This is a genomic window from Aureimonas sp. D3 (genome assembly GCF_001463805.1).
GTDB classification, from domain to species: domain Bacteria; phylum Pseudomonadota; class Alphaproteobacteria; order Rhizobiales; family Rhizobiaceae; genus Aureimonas; species Aureimonas ureilytica_A.
Genome location: NZ_BBWM01000046.1, coordinates 11576 through 35094, shown reverse-complemented (window position 1 = coordinate 35094; position 23519 = coordinate 11576). Strand labels below are relative to the sequence as shown.

The following is a 23519-nucleotide window of genomic DNA, read 5'->3' as shown; positions in this document are numbered from 1 at the left end:
CTCTGGATGACGAACCGGGCGCGAGGCTTTCCCATGACGACACGCATCGAAACGCGCTTTGCCGATCTCAAGGCCGAAGGGCGGCCCGCGCTTGTGACCTTCATCATGGCGGGCGACCCGGACGGGGCGACGACGCTCGAAGTGCTCAAGGGCCTGCCGGGCGCGGGTGCCGATCTGATCGAACTCGGCATGCCCTTTTCCGACCCGATGGCGGATGGCCCGGCGATCCAGCGCGCCGGCCTGCGCGCGCTGAACGCCGGCGAGACGCTGGGCCGCACGCTGGAGACGGTGCGAAGCTTCCGGGAGATCGACGATCGCACGCCCATCATTCTCATGGGCTATTTTAACCCGGTCTATATATACGGCGTCGATCGCTTCGTGGCCGATGCCAAGGCGGCGGGCGTCGATGGGCTGATCGTGGTCGATCTGCCGCCCGAGATGGACGACGAGCTGTGCCTGCCGGCCGTGGAGGGCGGGCTGAACTTCGTGCGTCTCGCGACGCCCACGACCGACGAGAAGCGCCTGCCGGCGGTTCTCAAGAACACGTCGGGCTTCGTCTACTACGTGTCGATCAACGGCATCACCGGCTCCGCCGCGCCCGACGCGTCGGCCGTGTCGGCCGCCGTTCAGCGCATCAAGGGCCAGACCTCGCTGCCCGTCTGCGTCGGCTTCGGCGTGCGCACGGCCGAGCAGGCCCGCGCCATCGGCCGCCATGCGGACGGCGTCGTCGTCGGCTCGGCGCTCGTCGCGGCCATGGAAGGCGCGGCCGAGGGCGGCACGCAGGCCGTGGTCGATGCGGTCTGCGGGCTCGTGCGCGAGCTGGCCGGCGGCCTTGCCGATCTGAAGCTTGCGGCGGCCTGAGCGGCACGCCATCTCACCCTTTCGCGCCCGCTGCGGGCGACACGCATTTCCGAGGGATCGCCCCGATGAACTGGATCACCAATTACGTTCGCCCCAAGCTGACCAGCCTTCTCGGCCAGCCCTCGCGCGAACTGCCGGAGAACCTGTGGATCAAGTGCCCGGAAACGGGCGAGATGGTCTTTCACAAGGATCTGGAAGCCAACCAGTTCGTCATCCCATCGTCCGACGTTCATATGAAGATCGGGGCGCGCGATCGCCTGACCCATTTCTTCGACGGCGGCGTCTTCGAGGAGATCGCGCTGGAAAAGGTGCCGCTGGACCCGCTGAAGTTCCGCGATTCCAAGCGCTACACGGACCGTTTGAAGGAATACAAGACCAAGACGGGTCTTGAGGATTCCGTGCTGGTGGCGGCCGGCGAGATCGAGACGCTGCCGATCGTCGCCGCCGTTCAGGACTTCGCCTTCATGGGTGGCTCGCTTGGCATGGCGGCGGGCGAGGCCATCGTCACGGCGGCCGAAACGGCGGTGGATCGCAAGCGTCCGCTGGTTCTCTTCGCGGGCTCGGGCGGCGCGCGGATGCAGGAAGGCATCCTGTCCCTCATGCAGCTGCCGCGCACGACGGTCGCGGTCGACATGGTGAAGGATGCCGGCCTTCCCTATATCGTCGTTCTCACCAATCCGACCACGGGCGGCGTGACGGCCTCCTACGCCATGCTGGGCGATGTTCACATCGCCGAGCCCGGCGCGGTGATCGGCTTTGCCGGCGCGCGCGTCATCGAGCAGACGATCCGCGAAAAGCTGCCCGAAGGCTTCCAGCGCTCCGAATATCTGATGGAGCATGGCATGGTGGACATGGTGGTCCATCGCCATGAGCTGAAAGGCACGATCGCGCGCCTTCTGAAAGTTCTGACCAAGACGCCGGTCGCGCTTTTGCCACCGCCGCCCGAAAACGACGACTCGGTTCCGGCCGAAGCCGACGCCGCCTGACACCCGGAGCGCCCGTGACATCCGTTCCAAGCCTTGCCGATCAGGAAATCGGCAAGCTTCTCGAACTGCATCCCAAGGGCTTCGACCTGAAGCTCGATCGGATTCTGCGCCTCCTGGCCGATCTCGGCACTCCGCAGCTTCGCCTGCCGCCGACGATCCATGTCGCGGGCACCAATGGAAAGGGCTCCACCTCAGCCTTTTCCCGCGCCATTCTGGAGGCGGCGGGCCGTGCGGTGCATGTCCACACCTCGCCGCATCTGGTGGATTGGCGCGAGCGCTACCGGCTGGGTCGCTCCAGCGGGCGCGGCGAACTCGTGTCGGACGAGGAACTGGCGGAGACGATCCGCCGCGTCGCCAGCGTCAACGCGGGCCGGCCCATCACCGTGTTCGAGCTTCTGACGGCGGTCGCCTTCGTGCTCTTTGCCGAACACCCGGCCGATGCAACCGTTCTGGAGGTCGGGCTGGGCGGGCGCTTCGACGCCACCAACGTGATCGAGACGGCGGCGGTCAGTGTCGTCACCGCGATCTCGCTGGATCATCAGGCTTTCCTCGGGGATACGGTCGAGAAGATCGCGGGCGAGAAGGCCGGCATCTTCAAGCGCGGCGTGCCCGTCGTCATCGGCCCGCAGACCAGCGAAGGGGCGCTGAGCGTTCTGTGCCGCGAGGCGGAGCGGACCGGCGCGCGTGTCCGAGTTTACGGGCAGGATTTCATCGCGTTCGAGGAGCATGGCCGCCTCGTCTATCAGGACGAACGCGGGCTGATGGACCTGCCGATGCCGCGCCTGCCCGGCCGCCACCAGCTCGGCAATGCGGCGACCGCCATCGCGGCACTGCGCGCGGGCGGCTTCGATCCGTCGCAGGCCGCGATCGAAGCGGGGCTGACGCGCGTCGAATGGCCGGGGCGTCTCCAGCGCATCACGTCGGGCCGGCTCTTCGATCTTTGCGTTCCCGGCTCCGAACTTTGGCTGGATGGCGGGCACAATCCCGGCGCCGGCCTCGTCGTGGCAGAAGCTCTGGCCGATCTGGAAGACCGAACGCAGCGCCCGCTGTTCCTGATCGCGGGAATGCTGAACACCAAGGAGCCGGTCGGCTTCTTCGAAGCCTTCGCCGGCATGGCGCGCCATGTCTTCACCGTGCCGATCCGCTCGTCCGACAGCGGACTTTCGGCGGAAGAGCTGGCCGATGCCGCGATCGACGCGGGGCTGGAGGCCGAGCCCTGCGACAGCGTGGAAGAGGCGATCCGACTGGTGTCCACGGGCTGGCAGTCGAGCCCCGCGCCGCGCTTTCTCGTCTGCGGCTCGCTCTATCTGGCGGGCGATGTCCTGCGCGAAAGCGGTCTCGCACCGCGCTGATCGTGTGGCTCGCTCATAAAAAAGCCCGCGCACCGCGCGGGCTTTTGACGTTTCGGGCCGAGTGAATCAGGCCGCGACGTTGGAATTGATCCAGGCGACGAGCTTGGACTTGGGGGCCGCGCCGACCTGAACCGAGGCCTGCTCGCCATTCTTGAACAGCATCAGCGTCGGGATCGAGCGCACGCCGAACTGCGCGGCGAGGTCCGGGTTCTCGTCGATATTCACCTTCACGATGTCGACCGCGCCCATCTCTTCCGAGATTTCCTCGAGCGCCGGGGCGATCATCTTGCAGGGGCCGCACCACTCAGCCCAGAAGTCCACCACGACGGGCTTGGCGTTCTGCAGAACGTCGGACTGGAAGCTGCTGTTGTCGGTCTTCTTGGTGGCCATGGTCAGGCTCCGGTGAAGGCCGGGCTCAAGCCCGGCGAGGGGAAGGGGAATGGAAGCGACTCACGTGAGACGCTCCCGTTCTGTCGTCCATAGGTAGATGGCCGGAGGGGCCTCTTCAAGCCGAGCCCTTCGCACCCGCAGCCTGACGGGCCCGCGCGGCGATGGCGCGGTCCATGGCCTTGGCCCCGATCTCCACCAGCACCGGCCCCTCGGTATAGAGCAGAGCCGCCCGTATCTCGGCCTTGGGATAGAGCGGCTTCAGGAGTTCGCGGTAGAGCGCGAGCTGCAGGACATAGGGCGGCGGCACGTCCTCTGGCGTTTCGGTGAACACTCTGTTCGTCTTGTAATCGAGAATGCGCACGATCCCGCCCTCGACGCGGAGCCGGTCGATCGAACCGTTCACGACATAGGAATGGCCACCGAGTTCCAGCCGGCCCGAAACGGAGACCTCGGCGCGGCTGCCTTCCGCGAAATAGGGGGAGAATCGCGGATCTTTCAGAAGACCGCAGGCGCGCTGCAGCACGGCTTCGCGATCCTCCTCCGTCAGGAACGCACCGGCGACGTCGAGGAAGAGGCGCGCACGTTCTTCTCGATCCTCCGGCGCGATGTCGGGCAGGATTTGCAGGAGCTTGTGGACCAGCGTGCCGCGCCGGATGGCGACGCCCGGCTCCCGTCCGCCGCCCAGAACCGGCGAAAGCGCATCCGGCGTCAGCGCCTCGTCCGGCTCGCGCGGCTGGATGTCGAGCTCCTCCAGCGTTTCGATGCGATGCGCGCCGCCGGCCGTGGACGGAGCGAGCGGGCGCGGCGGGGGCGGCTCTTCGGGCAGCGGTGACAGGTCCAGCTCGCGCGAGGGAGCGGCCTGAGGGGCAAGAGCGGCCGCGGCCAGCCGGTCCCGCGCGGGGTCGGCACCCAAGCGCAAGGCGAGGCGCTCGCCCGTCTCCGTGTCCTTGATCTCGCGCGCATGGGGGGCGAGGGCGCTTTCCACCCGTTGCAGCCAGGAGGCGGCGTCCGGCCCGCGCGTGCCCGACAGGCCGCACACCACGAGCCGGTCGGCCGCGCGTGTCATGCCGACATAAAGAAGCCGTCGATATTCGTCCTCCGCGAGAGCGCGCTCGCGCTCTTGCAACGCGCGCACCACGTCGTTGCGCAGGGCCGATTCTGGGCACCAGAGGAAACCGGGCGGCTGGTCGGGCGCGAGGCCCGGCATATCGCCCCATTCCAGGAGCTTCGCCCCATGGCTGTGGCTGAAGGGCGCGGAGCCGGGATCGACCAGAAACACGACGGGCGCTTCCAGCCCCTTGGAGGCGTGGGTCGTCATGATCCGCACCTCGCCGCGCCCGCCTTCCATCTCGCGCTTGATCTCGGGCGGCGAGGCTTCGAGGTCGGCCAGAAAGGCGTCGAGCCCGCCGCGCCCGGCCGATTCCTCGGCGAGCGCCAGATCGAGAAACGCGTCCACCACATCGCCCGCGTCGCGCCCCAGCCGGGCGACAAGCTGGGCGCGTCCGCCCTCCGGCCCCAAAATGCGGGCAAAGAAGGTGAAGACCGACTCGAAGCCCGCGCGCCGGCGAAGTTCCTCCAGCCGCTTGAACGCCGCGCTCGCCTTCACCAGCAGCGCCTCGCGCGCCGGGCCCTTCACGAAATCGGGCAGGCGCTTGCCCGCGTCGCGGAAGGTCAAGAGACGCAGCGCGAGGTAGAGCGGCTCGGGCCGGCCCTCGTTGCGGCGCGATAGGGCGAGCGCCATCAGGTCGTCGTCGGAAAAGCCGAAAAGCGGGCTCTTGAGCACGGCGGCGAGCGAGAGTTCGTCCTCGGCGTTGGACACGGTGCGGCCGAGCGCGATGAGGTCGGACACGGCGATATGCTGCGTGATGACGAGCCGGTCCGCGCCCGCGACGGGAATGCCGGCTTCACGCAGCGCCGCGCCCATGGCCCCCACGAAGCCCGAGCGCTTGCGCACGAGAACGAGCACGTCGCCCGCGCCCAGCGCGCGCCGCTCGCCCTTCACGCTGATCGGCTCGCCGATCCAGCCCTTGATCGTCTCAGCAATGCGCCGCGCCAGCCGGTTGGCCGGGGAGGCTTCCGGCTCGTGGTCGATCGGGTCGAGCCAGTCGTCGGATTCAGACCTGGCTGAAGGGACGAGCGCCGGCCAGACCTCGATCAGGCCCGGCTCGGCCCCACGCGCCGAGACATGCACCGGCGGCTCGCCGCCGAAGGTGAGGCCGCGCCGGTCCTCCGGCTCGGCGAAGACCTGATCCACCGCGTTGAGAACATCGGCCACCGAGCGGAAGGAGCGATGTAGTTCGACCCGCTCGAAGGGCAGGCCTGCGGCTTCCGCGAGGCGCTGGAGGTTCAGCCGCTCATTGGTGAACATGGCGGGCGAGGCGCCCTGGAAGGAGTAGATCGACTGTTTCTCGTCGCCCACGGCGAAGATGGTGCGCGGCATCTTGCGGGCCGTGCCGCCGGCGAAGAACTCCTCCACCAGTTGCCGCACAACCTCCCACTGGCGCGGGCTCGTGTCCTGCGCCTCGTCCACCAGAACATGGTCGATGCCCTGATCCAGCTTGAAATGGACCCAGCTCGACGCCTCCGAGCGCAGGAGAAGATCGGCCGTGCGCACGATCAGGTCTTCGAAGTCGAGCCGCCCGCGCTTGCGCTTGAGCGCCTGATAATCGCCCTCCAGCTTTTCGGCGATGGTGAGCGCGGCGCGGCTGGCGCGGAACAGGCGTAGCGTCGCCAGCCGCTCGCAGGCGGCGTCCATGAAGTCGGCGGCTTCCTCCAGCCGGTCGGCGAAATCCGGGAAGGCGTCGGCCACGGCCTTGGTCGCGACGGAGGACGGCTTGTAGCGTCCGCCATCCTTCTTCTGCACGATCTCGCGCAGCGCCTCGAAGCGGCGCGCCGGGGTCTCGGCCGCTTCGAAAGCGCCGAGCTTGTCCACAAGCTTGGCGTCGGTCGCCTTGACCGAGCGGGCGGCGGCTTCCGCCAGCGCTTCGCGAAAGCTCTCCTCGAAGCCCGGCGGGTCGATGGCTCCGGCGAGGATCGTGTCCTCGTCGTCATCCTCCCTCAAGCCTAGCGCCTCGCGCAGGCGCGGCACCGCGCCTTCCACGCCCCCGGTGGAGGCGAGATGGCGGCGGATGCGGTCACGCTTGGCAACGATTTCGCCGAGCAGCGCGTCGAGCCCCCATTCGCCCGCCAGCGTCAGCGCGTCGGCAAAGGCGAGGGTCAACTCGGCGCGCTCGGGATCATCTGGCTCGTCGGTCGAGCCGGCGACGAACATGCGCCGCGCTTCGCCCAGAAGCAGCGCGCTTTCCGTCTCGTCCATCACCTCGAAATGGCCGGGAATATTGGCCTCAATCGGGAATTGATGGAGGATCGCCTCGCAGAAGGCGTGGATGGTCTGGATCTTCAACCCGCCCGGCGTTTCCAGCGCGCAGGCGAAAAGCCGGCGTGCCCGCGCGATGCGCTCGCGCGAGGGGCGCTTCTGCTCCAGAGCCTCCAGCGCGCGGCCGAGCGCGGCTTCCTCCATCGTGGTCCAGGCCGCGAGGCGCGAGAAGACGCGCGTCTGCATCTCGGCGGCGGCGGCCTTGGTGTAGGTCAGGCACAGGATGCGCGAGGGCTCGGCGCCCGACAGGAGCAGGCGCACCACACGCTCGGTCAGAACATGCGTCTTGCCCGAGCCGGCATTGGCCGCCACGAAAACGGAAAGCGCGGGGTCGGAGGCGATGCGCTGCGGGTCCGCCGCCGCGTTGAGCTTGGGCGTCAGGACGTTCATAGCGCCTCTCCTTCCTCGGCCGGGCCGGCGACCGACCATTCCCGCGCCCGCGCCAGATGGTCGTAGGGACCGGACGTGTCCCCCGCAAGAAACGGCCGCGTGCGCGAGGGATAGGTCTTGTCAGCGGCGCGATAGGCCGCGACGAGCCGGCGGAAGCTGGCGAGCGCGGCGGTGGCGAGATCGTCGCCCGATTGCGGCTCGCCCGTGCGCCCGCCGCCATGGGCGAGGCGCTCGTCGTAGAACTCGCGCTCGCGCAGGCGCACATAGAGAAGATCGGCGACGGAGGAGACCGGCCCCAGCGCCTCGAACCCGCCGAGCCGCGCCATGGCCGCTTCCAGCGGCAGTTGTGGGGCGAGCAGCGTGCGCGCCTGTTTGACCGATGGATGCGTGCCGGTCTTGTAGTCCACGATCTCGATGCGCCCGTCGCTCAGGCGGTCGATGCGGTCGGCATAGCCGGTGAGGGTGAAATCCAGATCGGGAAAGGCGACCTCGCCGCGAATTTCGGTGAAGCTTTCCGCGATGCCGGGCGCGCGTTCGCGCTCCCATTCGATCATGTTGCGCGCCAGCGTTTCCATGCGCGGCCACCAGATGGCTTCGATTTCGGCCGGCAGCTTTTCTCGCTCGAACTCCTCGCGCGCGATGGCGAGAAGCTTCGCCTCGGCGTCTTCCGCTGCGGGGTCGACGCCTTCGGCGACGAAGCGATGCAGAATGGCGTGGTAGAGATTGCCGCGCTCGGGCGCGCCCGGCGCGCGCAGCATCTCGGGCAGCGGGTCGAGCCTGAGAATGCGGCGGGCATAGATCGCATAGGGATCGCGCACCCAGGTCTCGACCTCGGTGACGGAGGCGCGGCGCGGGCGCACCTCCAGCGGCGGGCAGGGCTCGGGCCGGCGCGCGGGCGGCTGTTGGTCTACTGCGTCCAACTGACGGGCATGGTCGAGATAGACGCGCCCGCGCTCCAGAAGCTCGGCCTCGCCCGTCTTGCCGGCGAGCGTCAGGATGCGCTGGAGCCAGCGCGAGCGGATGGCGGGCGAGCCGCCGGAGCGATGGGCGCGCGCCATGATGACCCGCCGGTTGCCGAGCGCCATCCAGAGATCATGCGCGGCCAGGCCGATACGCCGCTCGGGCGGATCGAGCGCGATTTCGGTGCGCATGACGCGCGAGAGAAAGGCGTCGGAGCGCGCCGCGCGGGGCCAGACGCCCTCGTTCAGGCCGCCCAGGATCATCACGTCCACGTTCTGCAGGCGTGCTTCCAGAGCGCCCCAGACGAAGACCCGCTGCGACAAGCCGCCGCGCGGCTGCACGGTCACGTCGTTCATCAGGGCGCGCACGACATCGGGCAACTCTTCCGGGTGGAAGGCAAAGCCGGTGTCGGGCGCGGAGACCAGCGAGCGCAGAAAATCGCGCAGCGCGATGCCGGCTTCCTCAGCGTAAAGATTGGTTGGGTTGCCGTTTTCGTCCCGGCCCAGGGCTTCCAGAACCCGCGTCAGGCCAACGGCATAATCCGCGATCTCGCCCTCGCCATCGTTGCGCAGGCCCGCCAAGGGCTTCAGCGCCTGTTCCAGCGCCTCGCAGAGCTTGCCCGCCTTGTCGCGATCCTCGTCGGACAGGAGGCGCACGGGGCGGGGCGCGCGCGAGCCGGGCGCTTCCGCCTCCGCTCGCCGGCGCTGAAAGAGGCTCGCCAAGGTCGCGCCATCGGCCGTGCCCGTGCCGCCGCGCAGGGCGATGAGCTCCACCACGCGCGCGGCGTCTCGCGCGTCGGCGGCCGGCAGGCCGAGGCGCAGGAACGGGTGCTTCAGAAGCGAGAGAAGCGCGACGGGATCGCCGGGCTCCAGGGCGGCGGCGAGAGCCAGCTGCGTGAACGTGCCGGGCGGCGTCGCCCAGAGCGGGCGGCCGGCGGAATCATTGGCCTGCACCCCGAACCGTTCCAACTCGGCCTCGACGCGGCGCGCCAAGTTGCGGTCGGGCGTCGTCAGCGCGACGGTCGCCTCCGGGTCCGACAGCGCGTCGCGAATGGCGACCGCAATGGCGAGCGCCTCCTCGCGCTCGTCGGTCGCCTCGATCAGTTCCAGCCCATCCAGCGCCTCCCGCCCATGCTTCCTGGCCTGCTCGGCCCAGAGGTCGGTGGTCTCGGCCGGGCGCAGGGCATCGGACATGAAGCGCTCGCGAGCCAGAAGCGGGTCGCCTTCGTCCGGGGCGAGGGAGTGGACGAGATCGCGACCGATCAGGAGCCCACCGAGAATCCGGCGCATGACATGCTGCGGGTGGCCCGGCGCGGCGATGGAGCGCTTGGCGTCGATCGCCTGAAAGCTCTCCTCGTCGAGATGGCAATCCAACCCCGGCAGGATCAGCGCGCCGTTCGGCAGATTGGCGACGGCCTGGAGATAGCGCACGGTGGAGGGGGCGGTGGCGGTGGTGCCCGCGACGATGATCGGCGCTTTCGGCTGCGCCCGGCGCAGGCGCTCGGCCTCCGCGTCGAACCAGCGCACGCGCGCGGCGGCGCGGTCCTGCATTCCGCGCTCTTCCAGAATCGCCGGCCATTGCTCGGTCAGGATCTGGAGAAAGGTCAGCGTCAGCTGCCACCATTCGGCCAGCCGGTCGGGCGCGAGCTGGGCCAGTTGGCCGAGGCCCGCTTCCTCGTTCACGGCTTCGTCCAGAAAGGCGCAGAGGTCTTGCGCGAGATAGAGCGCGTCGGCGCTGGAAGCGGGCAGGATCAGCTCTTCGCCCGCCAAGAGCCGCAGCGACGCGCGGTTGAGGCTTTCCTTCCAGATGCGCACGAGCCGGCCGAGAAGCAGCCGGCGCTCCAGCGCGTTCATCTCCGCGATGAGTTCGGCCCCCGGTCCTTCCTCGAACAGGGCGCTCGGGTCGTCGGCATCGCCCAAGGGGCGAATGCGCGGCAGGATGGCCGCCGCGCCGCCCAGGCGCTTGGCGAATTCCTCGCCGAGCGAGCGCACCGCGCGGCGCGTCGGCACGAGAATCGTCAGTTCCGCCAGAGCCAGCGGATCGTCGGCGAAGCTCAGGCCGGGCAGAAAGCGGCCGGACAGGATGCCGTCCGCCAGCGTCGGCAGGAAGGGCAGACCGGGCGAAATGGAAAAGACGTTGGGGCGCATGGCCTTAAGTCTAGCCGACATGGCCGGTGAAGACCAAGCTCCGGCACGCCGCAATCCCCCACCGCCTATCGCAAGGGCGCTGAGGAGCGTCCACGGTGCGCGGCCACAAGTGGAGCCGGCGGGGTTCGAGCCGCCGGCTTCGCGTTCTCATGCTTTGGCTGGCCGCCCCGCTGGGGCCGGCGTCAGGCGTTCTGAACGCGCGTGGCGCTGGCGGCGAAGGCGGCTTCCGCGTCGTGGATCGCCTGCGGCGTGCCGACGGTGAGCCAGAGCCCGTCCAGCCGCCCGCCGAACAGGCGCCCGTTCTCGATCGCCGTGTCGAAGACGCGGTTGAGCGAGAAGCTTTCCTCGGGCAGGCCCTTGAAGATATCGGGCTTCAGGATGCCGGCCCCGGCATAGATGAAGGGGCTCATGTCCCGCTCGGCGACGCGCTGCAGCCGGCCTTCGCGGTCCATGGTGAAGTCGCCCCGTCCGTCATAGCCCGTCGCCTGCCGCATCTCGGCGATGAGCAGCAGCATGTCGGCTTCCGCCGGGTTCCAGAGATCGGCCAGAAGGTCGAGATTGTCGCGGTAGCCGTCGATCCAGAACGTATCGGAATTGATGAGATAGAAGGGATCGGAGCCCAGATGCGGCAGGGCGCGCACGATGCCGCCGCCCGATTCGAGCAGCCTGTCGCTCTCGTCGGAGATGATCACTTCCATATCGCGCCGCTTGCGCAGATGCGCCCGCAGAAGGTCGGCCATGTAGTGGACGTTGACCACCACCCGCTCCACGCCGTTGCGCGCCAACGCGTCCAGGCCATAATCGATCAGCGCCTTGCCGTTGATCTCGACCAGAGGCTTGGGGATCATCGAGGTGATCGGGCGCAGCCGCTTGCCGAGACCGGCCGCCAGGATCATCGCCGTCCTGGGCTTCGGCGCGCGGCGCGGCGGGCGGGCGTGAAGGGGCGTCGGGGCGAGGGTCTGAAGCGTCATAAGTCCTGCGTTCGGGCGGCTGTGTCATCGAGAAGAGCCCAGTCCCGGTAGAGAGCGGCGAGATCGCCGAGAACCGGATGCATCAGGCTGCGCTGAAGATAGGATTGAATACGCGGAATGTGACGCAGGTATTGCGGCTTGCCGTCCCTGCGAAACAAGCGCACGAAAATTCCCAGAATCTTCGTGCTCCGTTGCGCACTCATGATCGCATAGTCTTGCGCGAAACGCGCGCGATCGAAAATCCCATCCTGGGCTATCCTGAGACCGATATAGTGATCGAGCAGGCGCTGTTCCAGTTCGAGCGGCATATCGACCCGCGCGTCCTGCGCCAGTGACGCTACGTCATAGGCCGAAGGGCCGATCATCGCGTCCTGGAAGTCGAGGATCGCGACCTGTTTCAGACCGGCCTCGTCCGGCCGCCACACGAGGTTCGGCCATTGCAGATCGCGCAGGACGATGGCGGGCTCGGCATCCTCCAACCGGTCGAACAGAGCGTTCCAGACAGTTTCGAAGCGCTGGCGCTCGGCCTCGTCCGGCAGACGGCCGCGCAGATGCGGCCAGTACCAGTCGAGCAGCAGGCTGACTTCGATGCGCAGCGCGCCTCGATCGAAGGGCGGCACGACATGAACGGCATCGCCCAACGCCGGCAGCTCGCGGCGCGGCGGGTGCGCGTGCCAATGCGCCAGCGCGGCCATCGTGGCCTCGTAGCGCTCCGGGATGGGGCAGTTGGTTTCATCCAGCACGATGCCGCGCCCGAGATCGGACATCAGCACGAAGCCGGCATCGAGGTTGGCGTCGAGAATCGCCGGCGCGCCGAGGCCTGCCTCGCTCAAGGCGCGGGCGATGGCGACGAAAGGTAAGACCGTTTCGGCCGTGTGCGCGATGCGCGCATAGGGCAGGCCATCGCGCACGGGCGGGCCCAGAACCAAGGCCGGCGAGTCCATGAGGATCATCGGCGCTGCGCCCTCCGCCGTCACCGTCTCGTAGCGGCGGGCCGAAGCGTCCCCCTGAAACGGCGTGCGTTCGGCCTCGGCAAAACCGGCTTGCGCGAGAAAGTCCCGCGCCGCCAGCGTGCGGGCGATGCGCTTGGCCGCATCTTCCGACGCGCGGATATGGGCCGTCCGCCCGCTCGCCGGGCCGTCGGTCAGTTCGATGTGAAGGCTGGCGCTCGCCAGCGTGTCCGGCGCGCGCTCGGGCCATTCCACCAGAACGAGCCCGGTTTCCACGGCCTCTTCGAAGCCGAGTTCGTCCAGCTCGCTCTCGTCGCCGAGGCGATAGAGATCGAAATGCGTGACCTTCGGCCGGGTCTCGTAGACCTGCGCCAGCGTGTAGGTCGGCGAGGGCACCTCCAGCGCGGGGTCGCCCGCCAGCGCCCGGATGACGGCACGGGCAAAATGCGTCTTGCCGGCGCCCAAATCCCCGGAGAGGGCCACCACGTCGCCTTGTTTCAGAACGAGCGCGAGGTCGGCCGCGAGGCGCGCGGTGGCCGCCTCGTCAGGCAGCGAGTGTTCGAAAGCGGAACTCAGCCGGCTCATTCGGCGGCGAGATCCCGCTCCTGCCGGCGCAGCGGGAAGCGGCAGGTCACGACCGCGCCGCCCTTCGGGCCGGAGGAGATCGTCACGTCGCCGCCATGCAGCTCCACGAAGCTCTTGACGATGGAAAGGCCGAGCCCCGCGCCCGACTGCCGGCCACCGGCCGGATCTGTCTCGAAGCGCTCGAACATGCGCTCGACATTGGCGGGCGAGATGCCGGGGCCTTCGTCGGCGACGGCGAAGAAGAGATTGTCGCCCCGCCGGCGCGCAGTGAGGCGCACGGTCGAGCCTTGCGGCGCGAAATTGGCCGCGTTGGACAGAAGGTTGAAGAGGACCTGCGTAACGCGGTGCCCATCGGCGCGGAAGCTCGCGCCGGCCTGCGCGATGTCGATGTCGAGCCGGATGTCGTTGTCGCGCAGCCGCTCGCTCACGGCCTCGGCCGCGTGGTCCACCGTATGAGCGATGTCCACGTCGCCCAGATCGAGATCCATGATCCCGGCGTCGATCGTGGCCAGATCCAGAATGTCGTTGACGATGGTGAGCAGTGTCGTGGTCGAGGTGCCGATATAGTCGAGATATTCGCTCTGACGCGTGTTGAGCGGGCCGGTCTCGGGCGAGCGCAGGAGCGCGGAAAAGCCGATGATGTTGGTCAGCGGCGAGCGCAGCTCGTAGTTCACGTGCTGGACGAAATCGTTCTTGAGGCGCGAGGCATGTTCCAACGCGTCGTTCTTCTCGCGCAGCATCCGCTCGGCGCGGCGTGCATCGGTGATGTCGGAGAAGGTGAGCATGGTCTGCCCGTTGGGCAGGGGCACGATGCCATAGGCCTGCACCCGCCCGTCGGACAGCTCGAACTCGCCCGATTGCGCCTCGCGCGGGGCTTCGTCGAAAGCGGTGACGGCATGGGCGAAGCCGGTCCAGCTGGCTTCCGGCTCCGAACCGTCCGCCGGGCGGCGGATCGTGACCGTCGCGGTGGTCGCGAAGGCGCGGACATGCGGCTTGGCGTCCAGAAATTCCTGCGACAGACCCCAAAGCTCGGCGAAGATCGGATTGGACAGGCGCAGGCGGCCATCCTGGCCGAACACCGCGACGCCTTCCCTGAGATAGTCGAGCGTTTCGCCCTGAAGGCGCACCAGCGTGTTGAGGCGCGATTCCAGTTGCAGCTTTTCGGTCAGGTCCTCGAACACCCAGCTCGCGCCGCCCGAAGGCTCGGGGCTGGTGAAGACGCGCAGCGTGCGCCCGTCCGTCAGATGCCAGAGCGCGTCGGTCGGCTGCGTGGCGCGGTGCGCGGCTTGGATCTCGGCCTTCACGTCGCGCAGCGGCCGGTCGTCCGGCAACACCCCGACCGAGCGCAGATGGTCGAGGATGGACACGAGATCGGGCGCGCGGTCCAGATAGGTCGCCGAGAGATTGAAGAGCTTGGCGAAGGCGGAATTGTGATAGGCGAGCTGCGTCTTGTCGTCGAAGCGGGCCACGGCCGTCGTCAGATGGTCGAGCGTTTCTGAATGCGAGCGCACGGTCTCGCGCAGCTCGCGCCGCACGCTTTCGGTCTCGGAAATGTCGATGGCAAGGCCCGCCGAGCCGAAGGGGCCGGCCGCGTCCACCACCAGGAAGTTGCGTCGGTCGGCGTCCACCACGGCGCTGAGCCGGTTCAGGAAACGGCCCGACTGCGCGCGGCCGGCGGCGATCTGCGCGCGGTCCTGCTCGTTCAGGAATTCGGTCTGCGCGTCCACAGCGGAAATCACGCCCGGCGCGTCCACGGCGCGCGCATAGGCGTCGTTGACCCAGACCAGCCGCTCATCCTCGCCGCGCAGCCACATGGGCAGGGGCGCTGCGTCGAAGAGAGCCTGCATGGTTTCGATCATGCCATTGGCGCGGTTCTGTTCGAGGCGCAGCGTCGCGATTTCCTCGCGCAGGCCCGACAGCGGCGTGAAGCGCACCACGGCCAGCGCGCCGGCCGTGCGGCCCGCGATCTCCAGAACATGGCCGCCGGCCGACTCCACTTCCATGCGGAAGGCTTCGGCGCGGTTGCGCAGTTGCGACAGGGCGCGGATCAGCTCGCGCGCTTCCTCGGGGGCCATCCAGCCTTCGAAGTCGAGAAAGGCGGCCGTGTCCTGCGGCGCGCCGAAGAGCTTGGGCAGCGTGCCCACGAGATCGGGCGCGCCGGAGCCACTGAAGACGAGAAGGCGCTGATTGTCATCGGCCAGAAGCGTGCCGCGCCGATCCGCCTCGTTGAGCGCGTCGGACAGGTCGGCGCGCAGGCGCTTGTTCTCTTCGGCGGTCGCGGCCTGCTGGCGGATCAGCCAGACGGCGGCGATCATCGCCGCGCCGATGGTGAGGCCGATCAGCGCGAGGTTGAGCACCGTTTCGGGGCGCATCGCCCCGGAGGCTTCCTCAGCCCGCGCGCTCGTGACGCCGAGCGCCAGAAGCAGCGCGGGCGCGCCGCGCAGCACCCGGCCGAATCGCGTGTCGAGCATAGACAGAAAGCGGGTCGCCGAACCCGCCTTCATCATGGATTTCAGTCGTGTCATCCCCCGTCCTTCTCCGCCGCCTTTCGAGAAAAGACAGTTGTCCCCGTCACCGACGCCCCGCTCCCCAACGGGGCGACGATTCGTAAAACTTAAACGGTGGATAACCTCAGAGAAAGCGCAGGAACGGCACAGGCGTTAAAAAAGAAAATACGCCGGAGGGGTTGCCTCCGACGTATTCGACCCCTGCTTGTGAGGACCCCGAGTCGTTAGTACCGGTAGTGCTCAGGCTTGAACGGGCCCTGCGGCGTCACGCCGATATAGGCGGCCTGCTCGTCCGACAGGGTGGAGAGCTTGACGCCCAGACGACCGAGGTGAAGGCGCGCGACCTTCTCGTCCAGGTGCTTGGGCAGCACATAGACCTTGTTCTCGTATTTCTCGCTTTTGGTGAAGAGCTCGATCTGCGCCAGCGTCTGGTTCGTGAACGAGGCCGACATGACGAAGGACGGGTGGCCCGTCGCATTGCCGAGATTCAGAAGGCGGCCTTCCGACAGAAGCAGCATCCGCTTGCCATCGGGGAAGGTGACCATGTCGACCTGGGGCTTGATGTTGGTCCAAGTCAGGTTGCGCAGCGAGGCAACCTGAATCTCGTTGTCGAAATGGCCGATATTGCCGACGATCGCCATGTCTTTCAGAAGGCGCATCGTGTCGAGCGTCACGACGTCCTTGTTGCCGGTGGTGGTGATCACGATGTCGGCGGTGGGCGCGGCGTCCTCCAGCGTGACGACCTCGAACCCGTCCATCGCCGCCTGAAGCGCGCAGATCGGATCGACTTCCGTCACCTTGACGCGCGCGCCGGCACCCGCCAGCGAGGCGGCCGAGCCCTTGCCCACATCGCCGTAGCCGCAGACCACCGCGACCTTGCCGGCCATCATCACGTCGGTGGCGCGGCGGATGCCGTCCACCAGCGATTCCTTGCAGCCGTACTTGTTGTCGAATTTCGACTTGGTCACGCTGTCATTGACGTTGATCGCGGGGAAGGGGAGGAGGCCCTTCTTCTGCAACTGGTACAGGCGGTTGACGCCCGTGGTGGTTTCCTCGGTCACGCCCTTGATGGCGTCGCGCTGGCGCTTGAAGAAGCCCGGCGACAGCGACAGGCGCTTCTGGATCTGGCGGAAGAGGATTTCCTCTTCTTCGGAGCCGGGGTTGGACAGGACGTCCTCGCCCGCTTCGGCGCGCGCGCCGAGCAGAATGTACATCGTGGCGTCACCGCCATCGTCCAGGATCATGTTGGCGGGCTCGCCGTCCGGCCACTGGAACAGGCGGTCGGTGTAGTCCCAATATTCGTCCAGCGTCTCGCCCTTGACGGCGAAGACAGGCGTGCCGGCGGCCGCGATCGCGGCGGCGGCGTGGTCCTGCGTCGAGAAGATGTTGCACGAGGCCCAGCGGACCGTCGCGCCCAGCGCCTGCAGCGTTTCGATCAGGACGGCGGTCTGGATCGTCATGTGGAGCGACCCGGCAATGCGCGCGCCCGTGAGCGGCTTGTCGGTGCCGAACTCCTCGCGGCAGCTCATCAGGCCGGGCATTTCGGTTTCGGCGATGTCGAGTTCCTTGCGGCCCCAGTCGGCCAGCGAAAGGTCCTTCACGACATAATCAACGGCTGCGCTCATGCCTCGTTCTCCTTCAGGGAGCGGGCGGCGTTGCGCCCCGCTCGCGGAACATCGGGCCGCAGCAGGGCGACCTCGGCTCGCCATGGCTGTAGCAGTCTCGGCGACAAAAGGATATAACGAATTGCTTATATGATTATCTGAACCCTGACGCGCTGCGTAGCGAGGGGTGGCGCATCGCTTGCGGGCGGAGTGCGCGCGACGATTGCGCGACGAGGGGAGAGGCCGGTCTTACTCGAAGGGAGGGGCGTGTACCGTCCGAACCCCCGGTACGAGAGGGGGGCTTAAGGAGCAAACGGCTGCTAAGAGCCGTATCCGACGGGTGAGACGAAACTGGACGTAACCGCCGTTTCAGCGGCCCGTCAGCATTCCTCGCCGAAGCGATTGGCGACGAGATCGGCGATGGCCTGCATGGCCGCTTCCGCCTCGCGCCCTTCGGCGCTCACGTCGATCGTCGTCCCTTGCCCGGCCGCCAGCATCATCAACCCCATGATCGACTGGCCGCCGACCGACATGCCGTCGCGCGAGATGGTGATCTCGGCGTCGAAGCTCTCGGCCAGTTGCACGAACTTGGCGGAGGCGCGGGCATGAAGTCCCTTGCGGTTGACGATGGTCAGGGTTCGGGCTGTCGTCACGGAGGTCTCGTTCGCTCGCGCCGCATTCGCCATGGCTTGTGTCTCCGCGCCGCCTGAATCCTGATCGCGATAGGTCATGTCCGCTATTGCCCGCTCAGAATGCGACTGGCGACGGCGATATATTTGCGCCCCGCGTCCTGCGCCGCGACCAGCGCCAGGTCCATCGGCTTTTCGCCGCGCACGCTGGCGAGCTTGATCAGCATGGGCAGGTTCACGCCCGCCAGAACGTCGATCTGTCCCTCGTCCATCACGGAAATGGCGAGGTTGGACGGCGTTCCCCCGAACATGTCGGTGAGAATGATCACGCCCTTGCCGCGATCGGCATCCCGAACAGCCTGAACGATGTCCAGGCGGCGCTTTTCCATATCATCGTCGGGTCCGATGCAGATCGTCTCGAACGCCTCCTGCTGACCCACCACATGCTCCACGGCGAGTTTGAATTCGCGTGCGAGCTGGCCGTGCGTCACCAGCACAAGTCCTATCATCCGTTGTCCGCTCCGGGCTCCGTCGCCACATTCGTGGGCATACAATTGTGCGCCTGCTGCCGATCCCCCGCAAGGCAGCAAGAGGCCTTCCTTGTTGGATTTCTAAGGCTAAAAAGTGAACATCGGTCTCGCTGGGCCCTCCCAGGCAGGCTTTGGAGGCCTGCCGCACCTCTGAGCAGCCGATGCGGCGGGATTGGGCAATCTCTTCGGCCCGCTTTCGCGTCCCGTCGAGAATCATTCAAATTCCCGTGAGACGGTTGGGGAGGGGCGGCTACGACGTCAGTCCATTCCCTGCATCGCCATTCGGGCGAAGGTGGTCAGAATGGCGCGCTCCTCGGCACCGAAGAGATAGTACGGCTGATGGTGACAGACGCTGACGGCCCCGATTGCCTCACCGGAGCGCGGGTCGATCATCGGCGCGGCGGCATAGAAGCGCGCGCCCCGATCGCAGGTCACGAAGGGATTCTGCGCAAAGCGCGGGTCGATGGACAAATCCGCGACCACCATCGGCTCCTGGGCTTGAACCGCATATCGGCAGAAAGACGCGTCCTTGGAGCTGGTAGCCAGCGTGATGTTGTGGCGGCCGACAAGTTCGACTTCGTTTCGATCGTAGAGCGAGATGAAACCGACCGGCATCTTCAGGAGATCGGCCACATGTTTGGCGAGCGTGTCGAGTTCATCACGCCCATTGGCGAGCTTGAGCACACGAAAACGCTCGACTGCTTCGCGCCGCGGATGGTCGGTCGGCGCAGCGGGAAGGGGCTGCGCCTTGCGCAGGATCAACCGGCTGGCGACGCGATTGCGGCCCGTCCGCTTGGCTTCGTAAAGCATTTGATCGGCTTCGCCGATCAGCGGTTCCAGCACGTCGGCTTGGCAGGGGCGCTCGGCGCAGCCGATGCTGAGCGTCACTATCGCGCCATTCGTCTCGTTGCCGGCATGGGGAATGGCGAGCGCCTCGACCGTCGCGCGAATGCGCTCGGCCACGATCTGAGCTTGCGCCAGCGTGCGGCCGGGCAGGATGAGGGCCATTTCCTCACCGCCGATTCGCGCGGGCACGGCGTTCTCGCTCTCCATCGCAGTCCGCATGGCGCCTGCCACCGCGCGCAGGCAGCGGTCCCCTTCGGGGTGGCCATAGGTGTCGTTGAACAGCTTGAACCGATCGATATCCATCATCAGAAGGCTGACCGGCGCGCCGTCGCCCTTCGCCGCGAGGTCCAAAAGCATCTCGTCGAAATGGCGACGATTGGACAGGCCGGTGAGCGGGTCTGTGTTGACGAGCGCCGTCAACTCGGCATGGGCAGCCGCGAGCTTGGCTTCCACCATTCGGCGCTTTGTGATGTCGCGCAAGACGGCGATGAACCCACCGTCGCTCGGCACGTAGCTGTAGCGGCCTTCCACCCAGATGTAGCTGCCGTCTCGGCGGCGAAGGCGATAGCAGTCTTCCGTTCCACCCACCGCCTGACGCGCGTTGTCCGCAATGCGCAGCACGATGGGCCAGTCATCGGGATGGATCAGCGTTCGCGCGTTCTGGTCCAGCATCTCGTCCGGCTCGTATCCGAGAAAGCGCAGGGCCGCCGGAGACACGTAGCGCCGGTTCATTTCCGCATCGAGGCGAATGATGAGGTCGGTCGAATGGTCCGCCAGAAGCCGGTATTGTTCTTCGCTGCTGCGAAGCGTGTTTTCCGTCTCGATGCGTCGGCGAAACTCGCGCCGAATCTGGAAAGCCAGGAACAGCGTCATACCGGCGAGAAGGCAGAGAATCAGTCCGATCGTCTGCGCTCGTCGGTTCCAGGAGGCGAAGATATCGTCTTCCGACAGCCCGACGCTGAGCAGCAGCGGCATGTCGCGCAGATGGACCGCGCTGAAGATCCGTTGGATATGGTCGAACTGGGAGCGGGAGGTGAAGCCCTCCGGCGGTGCGCTCAGAAAGAGCGAGGCGTCGGGCACCGACGAGACGTCTCGTCCCACGATGCCCGGAAGCGAGGGGGACCGCGCCAGAAAGATCCCATCTTCCGAAACCAGATTGACCACGTCGTTCGGACCAAGTGTGGCTCCGGTCATGATGTGTTCGAAAAGATCCAGTCGCACCAACGCGGTCACCAAGCCGTCGAAGGATCCGTCCCGCGTTTCCAGGCCGCGGCTGATGGCGACGACCATATCCGGCGCACGGCCATGCAGCACCAAAGGGCGACTGATCAGAAGGCCATTGCGGATGGCTGCACGCTGCGCCTGAAAATAGGGTGTGTCGGAGATGTTCGTCTCCGCGCCGACGCCACCTCGTCGGCTCCAGCGGACCCGGCCAGTGGCATCGGCGACGATGATATCGGCCAGCGCGGAATCCACCAACGCCCCATCGAACAGGACGGCCTGCTGCGAGATCCAGTCGATCTGCGTGAAGGCATCGTCGCCTGCGACTTGGGCGATGGAGCGCAGCACGCTGTCATAGATCTGGAAGCGGCGTGAAATTTCGAGCGATTGGGCCAACGCCAGGCTGCGAGCGCTGTTGGCGGCGCGCTGCCATGTGTCGTTGCGCAACTCCACCAGCGTCATGATGGAGACCGTGCAGAAGGACAGAAGCAAGGCCACCAGCGCCGCCCAGAAGACGAAGGCGCGCTGACGGTGCGCCGGCCAGCGCGAAACGGAACGGCTTTCGGTCGCAGGAGCGGCTGCGGCAAGGCTCATACGCGGAGGTCGCCATAGGAAGCGACCGGGCGAGGTCGCGAGGTTTAAAGACGGCGGACAGGCCTGTCCTCACCGACTTTAACAACGCCCCGATTGAAGAATGGGTGAACCGCGCAATGGCTTAGTTCGGCCGTGAAACCTTACGATTGTCAAGCTTAACGAATGTTGAAGGGGCTCGCCTGCCCCAAGGCGAGGCGCTGTCTCCATCAGGCCCTGCCGTATCGCGCCACGGCGAGATCGCGCGCGTCGATGTCCGCTGTTCGGCCGCTGACGAGATCGGCGAGGAGCCGGCCCGATCCCGACGACATGGTCCAGCCCAGCGTTCCATGGCCGGTGTTCAGAAACAGGCCGGCGATCTTGGTGGGGCCGATCACGGGGGTTCCGTCCGGGGTCATCGGCCGCAGGCCCGACCAGAAGCTCGCCTGTTTCACGTCGCCGCCTGGGAAGAGGTCGGTGACCGAATGCTCCAGCGTGCGCCGGCGCGCTTCGGCCAGATCGTTGGTGAAGCCGGAAATCTCGGCCATGCCGCCGACGCGGATGCGGTTGCCGAGGCGCGTGATGGCGATCTTGTAGCTCTCGTCCATCACGGTGGATTCGGGCGCGCGGGCCTCGTCGACGATCGGGATGGTCAGCGAATAGCCCTTCACGGGATAAACGGGCAGATCGATGCCGAAGGGTTTCACCAGAAGCGGCGAGTAGGAGCCGAGCGCGACGACGACGGCATCGGCCGCCTCGAAGCCCCGATCCGTCTCGACGCCAAGGCACCGCCCGCCCTCGACGCGAAGCCCTTGGATCGTGCGCCCATAGGCGAAGCGCACGCCGCGCGCTTCGGCCCGCTCGGCGAGGCCATTGGTGAACTTGAAACAGTCGCCCGTCTCGTCATTGGGCGTCAGCAGCCCGCCGACGATCTTCTCGCGCGCATGGGCGAGCGCCGGCTCCATGCGGATGCAGCCTTCGGGGTCGAGCACCTCGTAGGCGATGCCGTCCTCGCTCAACGCCTTCTGGTCCTTCAGCGAGGCGTCGAGCTGTTCGCGCGTGCGGAAGAGCTGGAGCGTGCCCTTCATGCGCTGGTCGTATTCGATATTGGTGTCGCGGCGCAGCTCGGCGAGACTCGTGCGGCTGTAATCGGCGAGCCGCAGCATCCGGCTCTTGTTGATGGCGTAGCGCTCGGCCGTGCAATTGCGCAGCATCCGCGTCAGCCAGCGCAGCATGGCCGCGTCCATCTTCGGGCGCAGGATCAGCGGCGCGTGCTCCATCATGAGCCACTTGATCGCCTTTTTCGGAATGCCGGGCGCAGCCCAGGGCGAGCAATAGCCGAAGGAGACCTCGCCCGCATTGGCGAAGCTCGTCTCCAGCGCCGGCCCCGCCTGCCGGTCGATGACGGTGACCTCGTGCCCGGCCTTGGCGAGATACCACGCCGACGTGACGCCGATGACGCCCGCGCCCAGAACCGCGATCTTCATGCCAGCGCTCCTTCAGCATAGCGCCGCTCGAATCTCTGGCCGAGGGCGGTGAGGATTTCATAGGGGATGGTGCCGGCCGTGGCGGCCACTTCGCCCAAGCTCTGATGCGGGCCGATCAGTTCCACGAGATCGCCGGGCTTGAGAGCCGCCGAGCCGATATCGAGAATGACGGAATCCATGGAGACGCGGCCGGCCGCGCCGAGCGGCTGCCCGTCATGATAGGCGCCCAGCCGATTGCTCAAGGATCGCGGCCAGCCATCGGCATAGCCGATGCCGATCGTGGCGAGCCGCATCGCGCCGGGGGTGACGAGGCTCCAGCCATAGCCGACGCCCGCGCCCGCCGGCACCTCGCGAATCTGGATGACGCGCGCGTCGAGCCGGGCGACGGCGCGCATCGGGTTCTCCGGCCCCTCGAAGGGCTGGCCGCCATACAGCGCGATGCCGGGGCGGCAGAGGTCGAAATGGAAGTCCGGGCCGAGAAACACGCCGGCGGAATTGGCGAGCGAGCGCCGCGCCTCCGGCAGGCGGGCCGCGAGCGCTTTGAAGGCCTCTAACTGCGCGCGGTTGGCCGGGTGCTCCGGTTCGTCGGCGCAGGCGAGATGGCTCATCACGAGGGTCACGTCGACCCCGGCAAGATGCGCCGGGTCGGCCGCGATCGCCGCGACCTCTTCGGGCGCAAGGCCGAGCCGGGCCATGCCGCTGTCCACCTGTAGAGCGGCGGGAAGCGGGCGACCAAGCGTCTGGGCGAGCGCCGACCAAGCCACCAGTTGCGTGCCCGAATTGATGACGGGCGTGATGCCGGCCTCCGCGCAGCGGCGCTCGTCGCCGGGCGCGAGCCCATTCAGAACGAAGATTTCCGCCTCAGAGGGCAAAGCCGGGCGCAGCGCCAGGGCTTCGGAAAGATGCGCCACGAAGAAGCTGCGGCAGCCCTCGCTCCAGAGGGCGGGCGCGACGCGCTCGGCCCCGAGCCCATAGGCGTCGGCCTTCACGACGCCCGCGACCCGCGCGCCGCCGGCCTCGCGGCAGAGCCGGCGATAGTTCGCGCGCAAGGCCGACAGATCGATCGTCAGAACGGCACCGGCGCTGACAGCGCCTGCCGCTGAAATGGGCAGAGCGGGGGATGAAGCGGACGAGATCACGAGCATGCGCGCCTCCAA

Annotated in this window: 15 protein-coding genes; 3 read left to right on the top strand and 12 right to left on the bottom strand. The window is 67.4% G+C overall.

The genetic code is table 11. The annotated features are described in order from the left end of the window. Positions 1 to 33 precede the first annotated feature (33 nt). The 3 genes from trpA (at position 34) to AUL36_RS13810 (ending at position 3199) form a co-directional block, all read left to right on the top strand. Positions 34 to 861 carry a tryptophan synthase subunit alpha gene (gene trpA / locus AUL36_RS13820; RefSeq protein WP_058636005.1) on the top strand — a complete coding sequence of 276 codons (828 nt, stop codon included), beginning with the start codon at positions 34 to 36 and terminating at the stop codon, positions 859 to 861. A 65-nt stretch (positions 862 to 926) separates the two neighbouring features. After that, a complete protein-coding gene (accD, locus tag AUL36_RS13815; protein WP_062221725.1) occupies positions 927 to 1847 on the top strand; it encodes an acetyl-CoA carboxylase, carboxyltransferase subunit beta in 921 nt (306 codons plus the stop codon). 14 nt (positions 1848 to 1861) lie between these two features. Continuing rightward, positions 1862 to 3199 (top strand): bifunctional folylpolyglutamate synthase/dihydrofolate synthase, encoded by a 1338-nt coding sequence (locus AUL36_RS13810; RefSeq protein WP_062221723.1) that lies wholly within the window; start codon positions 1862 to 1864, stop codon positions 3197 to 3199. A 66-nt stretch (positions 3200 to 3265) separates the two neighbouring features. Here AUL36_RS13810 and trxA read toward each other — a convergent pair whose 3' ends face one another. The 12 genes from trxA to alr all read right to left on the bottom strand — a co-directional run bounded on the left by trxA (position 3266) and on the right by alr (position 23507). After that, positions 3266 to 3589 (bottom strand): thioredoxin, encoded by a 324-nt coding sequence (gene trxA, locus AUL36_RS13805; protein WP_062221721.1) that lies wholly within the window; start codon positions 3587 to 3589, stop codon positions 3266 to 3268. A 115-nt stretch (positions 3590 to 3704) separates the two neighbouring features. Next, positions 3705 to 7355: a double-strand break repair helicase AddA gene (addA, locus tag AUL36_RS13800; RefSeq protein ID WP_062221719.1), complete on the bottom strand. Its 3651-nt coding sequence runs from the start codon at positions 7353 to 7355 to the stop codon at positions 3705 to 3707. Then, positions 7352 to 10462, bottom strand: a complete 3111-nt coding sequence (gene addB, locus AUL36_RS13795) for a double-strand break repair protein AddB (protein ID WP_062221718.1) — start codon at positions 10460 to 10462, stop codon at positions 7352 to 7354. The genes addA and addB overlap by 4 nt, the downstream gene beginning before the upstream one ends. A gap of 182 nt (positions 10463 to 10644) precedes the next feature. Then, positions 10645 to 11433: a nucleotidyltransferase family protein gene (locus AUL36_RS13790; protein ID WP_062221717.1), complete on the bottom strand. Its 789-nt coding sequence runs from the start codon at positions 11431 to 11433 to the stop codon at positions 10645 to 10647. Beyond that, positions 11430 to 12968, bottom strand: a complete 1539-nt coding sequence (gene tsaE, locus AUL36_RS13785; protein WP_062221716.1) for a tRNA (adenosine(37)-N6)-threonylcarbamoyltransferase complex ATPase subunit type 1 TsaE — start codon at positions 12966 to 12968, stop codon at positions 11430 to 11432. The genes AUL36_RS13790 and tsaE overlap by 4 nt, the downstream gene beginning before the upstream one ends. Next, a complete protein-coding gene (locus AUL36_RS13780; RefSeq protein WP_244493393.1) occupies positions 12965 to 15493 on the bottom strand; it encodes a sensor histidine kinase in 2529 nt (842 codons plus the stop codon). Before AUL36_RS13780 ends, tsaE begins: the two co-directional genes overlap by 4 nt. 206 nt (positions 15494 to 15699) lie before the next feature. Continuing rightward, on the bottom strand, positions 15700 to 17100 hold the full coding sequence (ahcY, locus tag AUL36_RS13775) for an adenosylhomocysteinase (RefSeq protein WP_058635998.1): 1401 nt from the start codon (positions 17098 to 17100) through the stop codon (positions 15700 to 15702). A gap of 359 nt (positions 17101 to 17459) precedes the next feature. After that, the gene (locus AUL36_RS13770; protein ID WP_058600072.1) at positions 17460 to 17765 is read right to left on the bottom strand and encodes an HPr family phosphocarrier protein; all 306 of its coding nucleotides are present in this window, start codon (positions 17763 to 17765) and stop codon (positions 17460 to 17462) included. A gap of 50 nt (positions 17766 to 17815) precedes the next feature. Further along, positions 17816 to 18217, bottom strand: coding sequence for a PTS sugar transporter subunit IIA (locus AUL36_RS13765; protein ID WP_058599925.1), 402 nt, complete (start codon positions 18215 to 18217; stop codon positions 17816 to 17818). A 279-nt stretch (positions 18218 to 18496) separates the two neighbouring features. Beyond that, positions 18497 to 20899: a diguanylate cyclase domain-containing protein gene (locus tag AUL36_RS13760; protein WP_062221715.1), complete on the bottom strand. Its 2403-nt coding sequence runs from the start codon at positions 20897 to 20899 to the stop codon at positions 18497 to 18499. A gap of 206 nt (positions 20900 to 21105) precedes the next feature. Continuing rightward, on the bottom strand, positions 21106 to 22362 hold the full coding sequence (locus AUL36_RS13755; RefSeq protein ID WP_062221713.1) for a D-amino acid dehydrogenase: 1257 nt from the start codon (positions 22360 to 22362) through the stop codon (positions 21106 to 21108). Next, positions 22359 to 23507: an alanine racemase gene (gene alr, locus AUL36_RS13750; protein WP_062221711.1), complete on the bottom strand. Its 1149-nt coding sequence runs from the start codon at positions 23505 to 23507 to the stop codon at positions 22359 to 22361. The genes AUL36_RS13755 and alr overlap by 4 nt, the downstream gene beginning before the upstream one ends. Between the last annotated feature and the right edge of the window lie 12 nt (positions 23508 to 23519).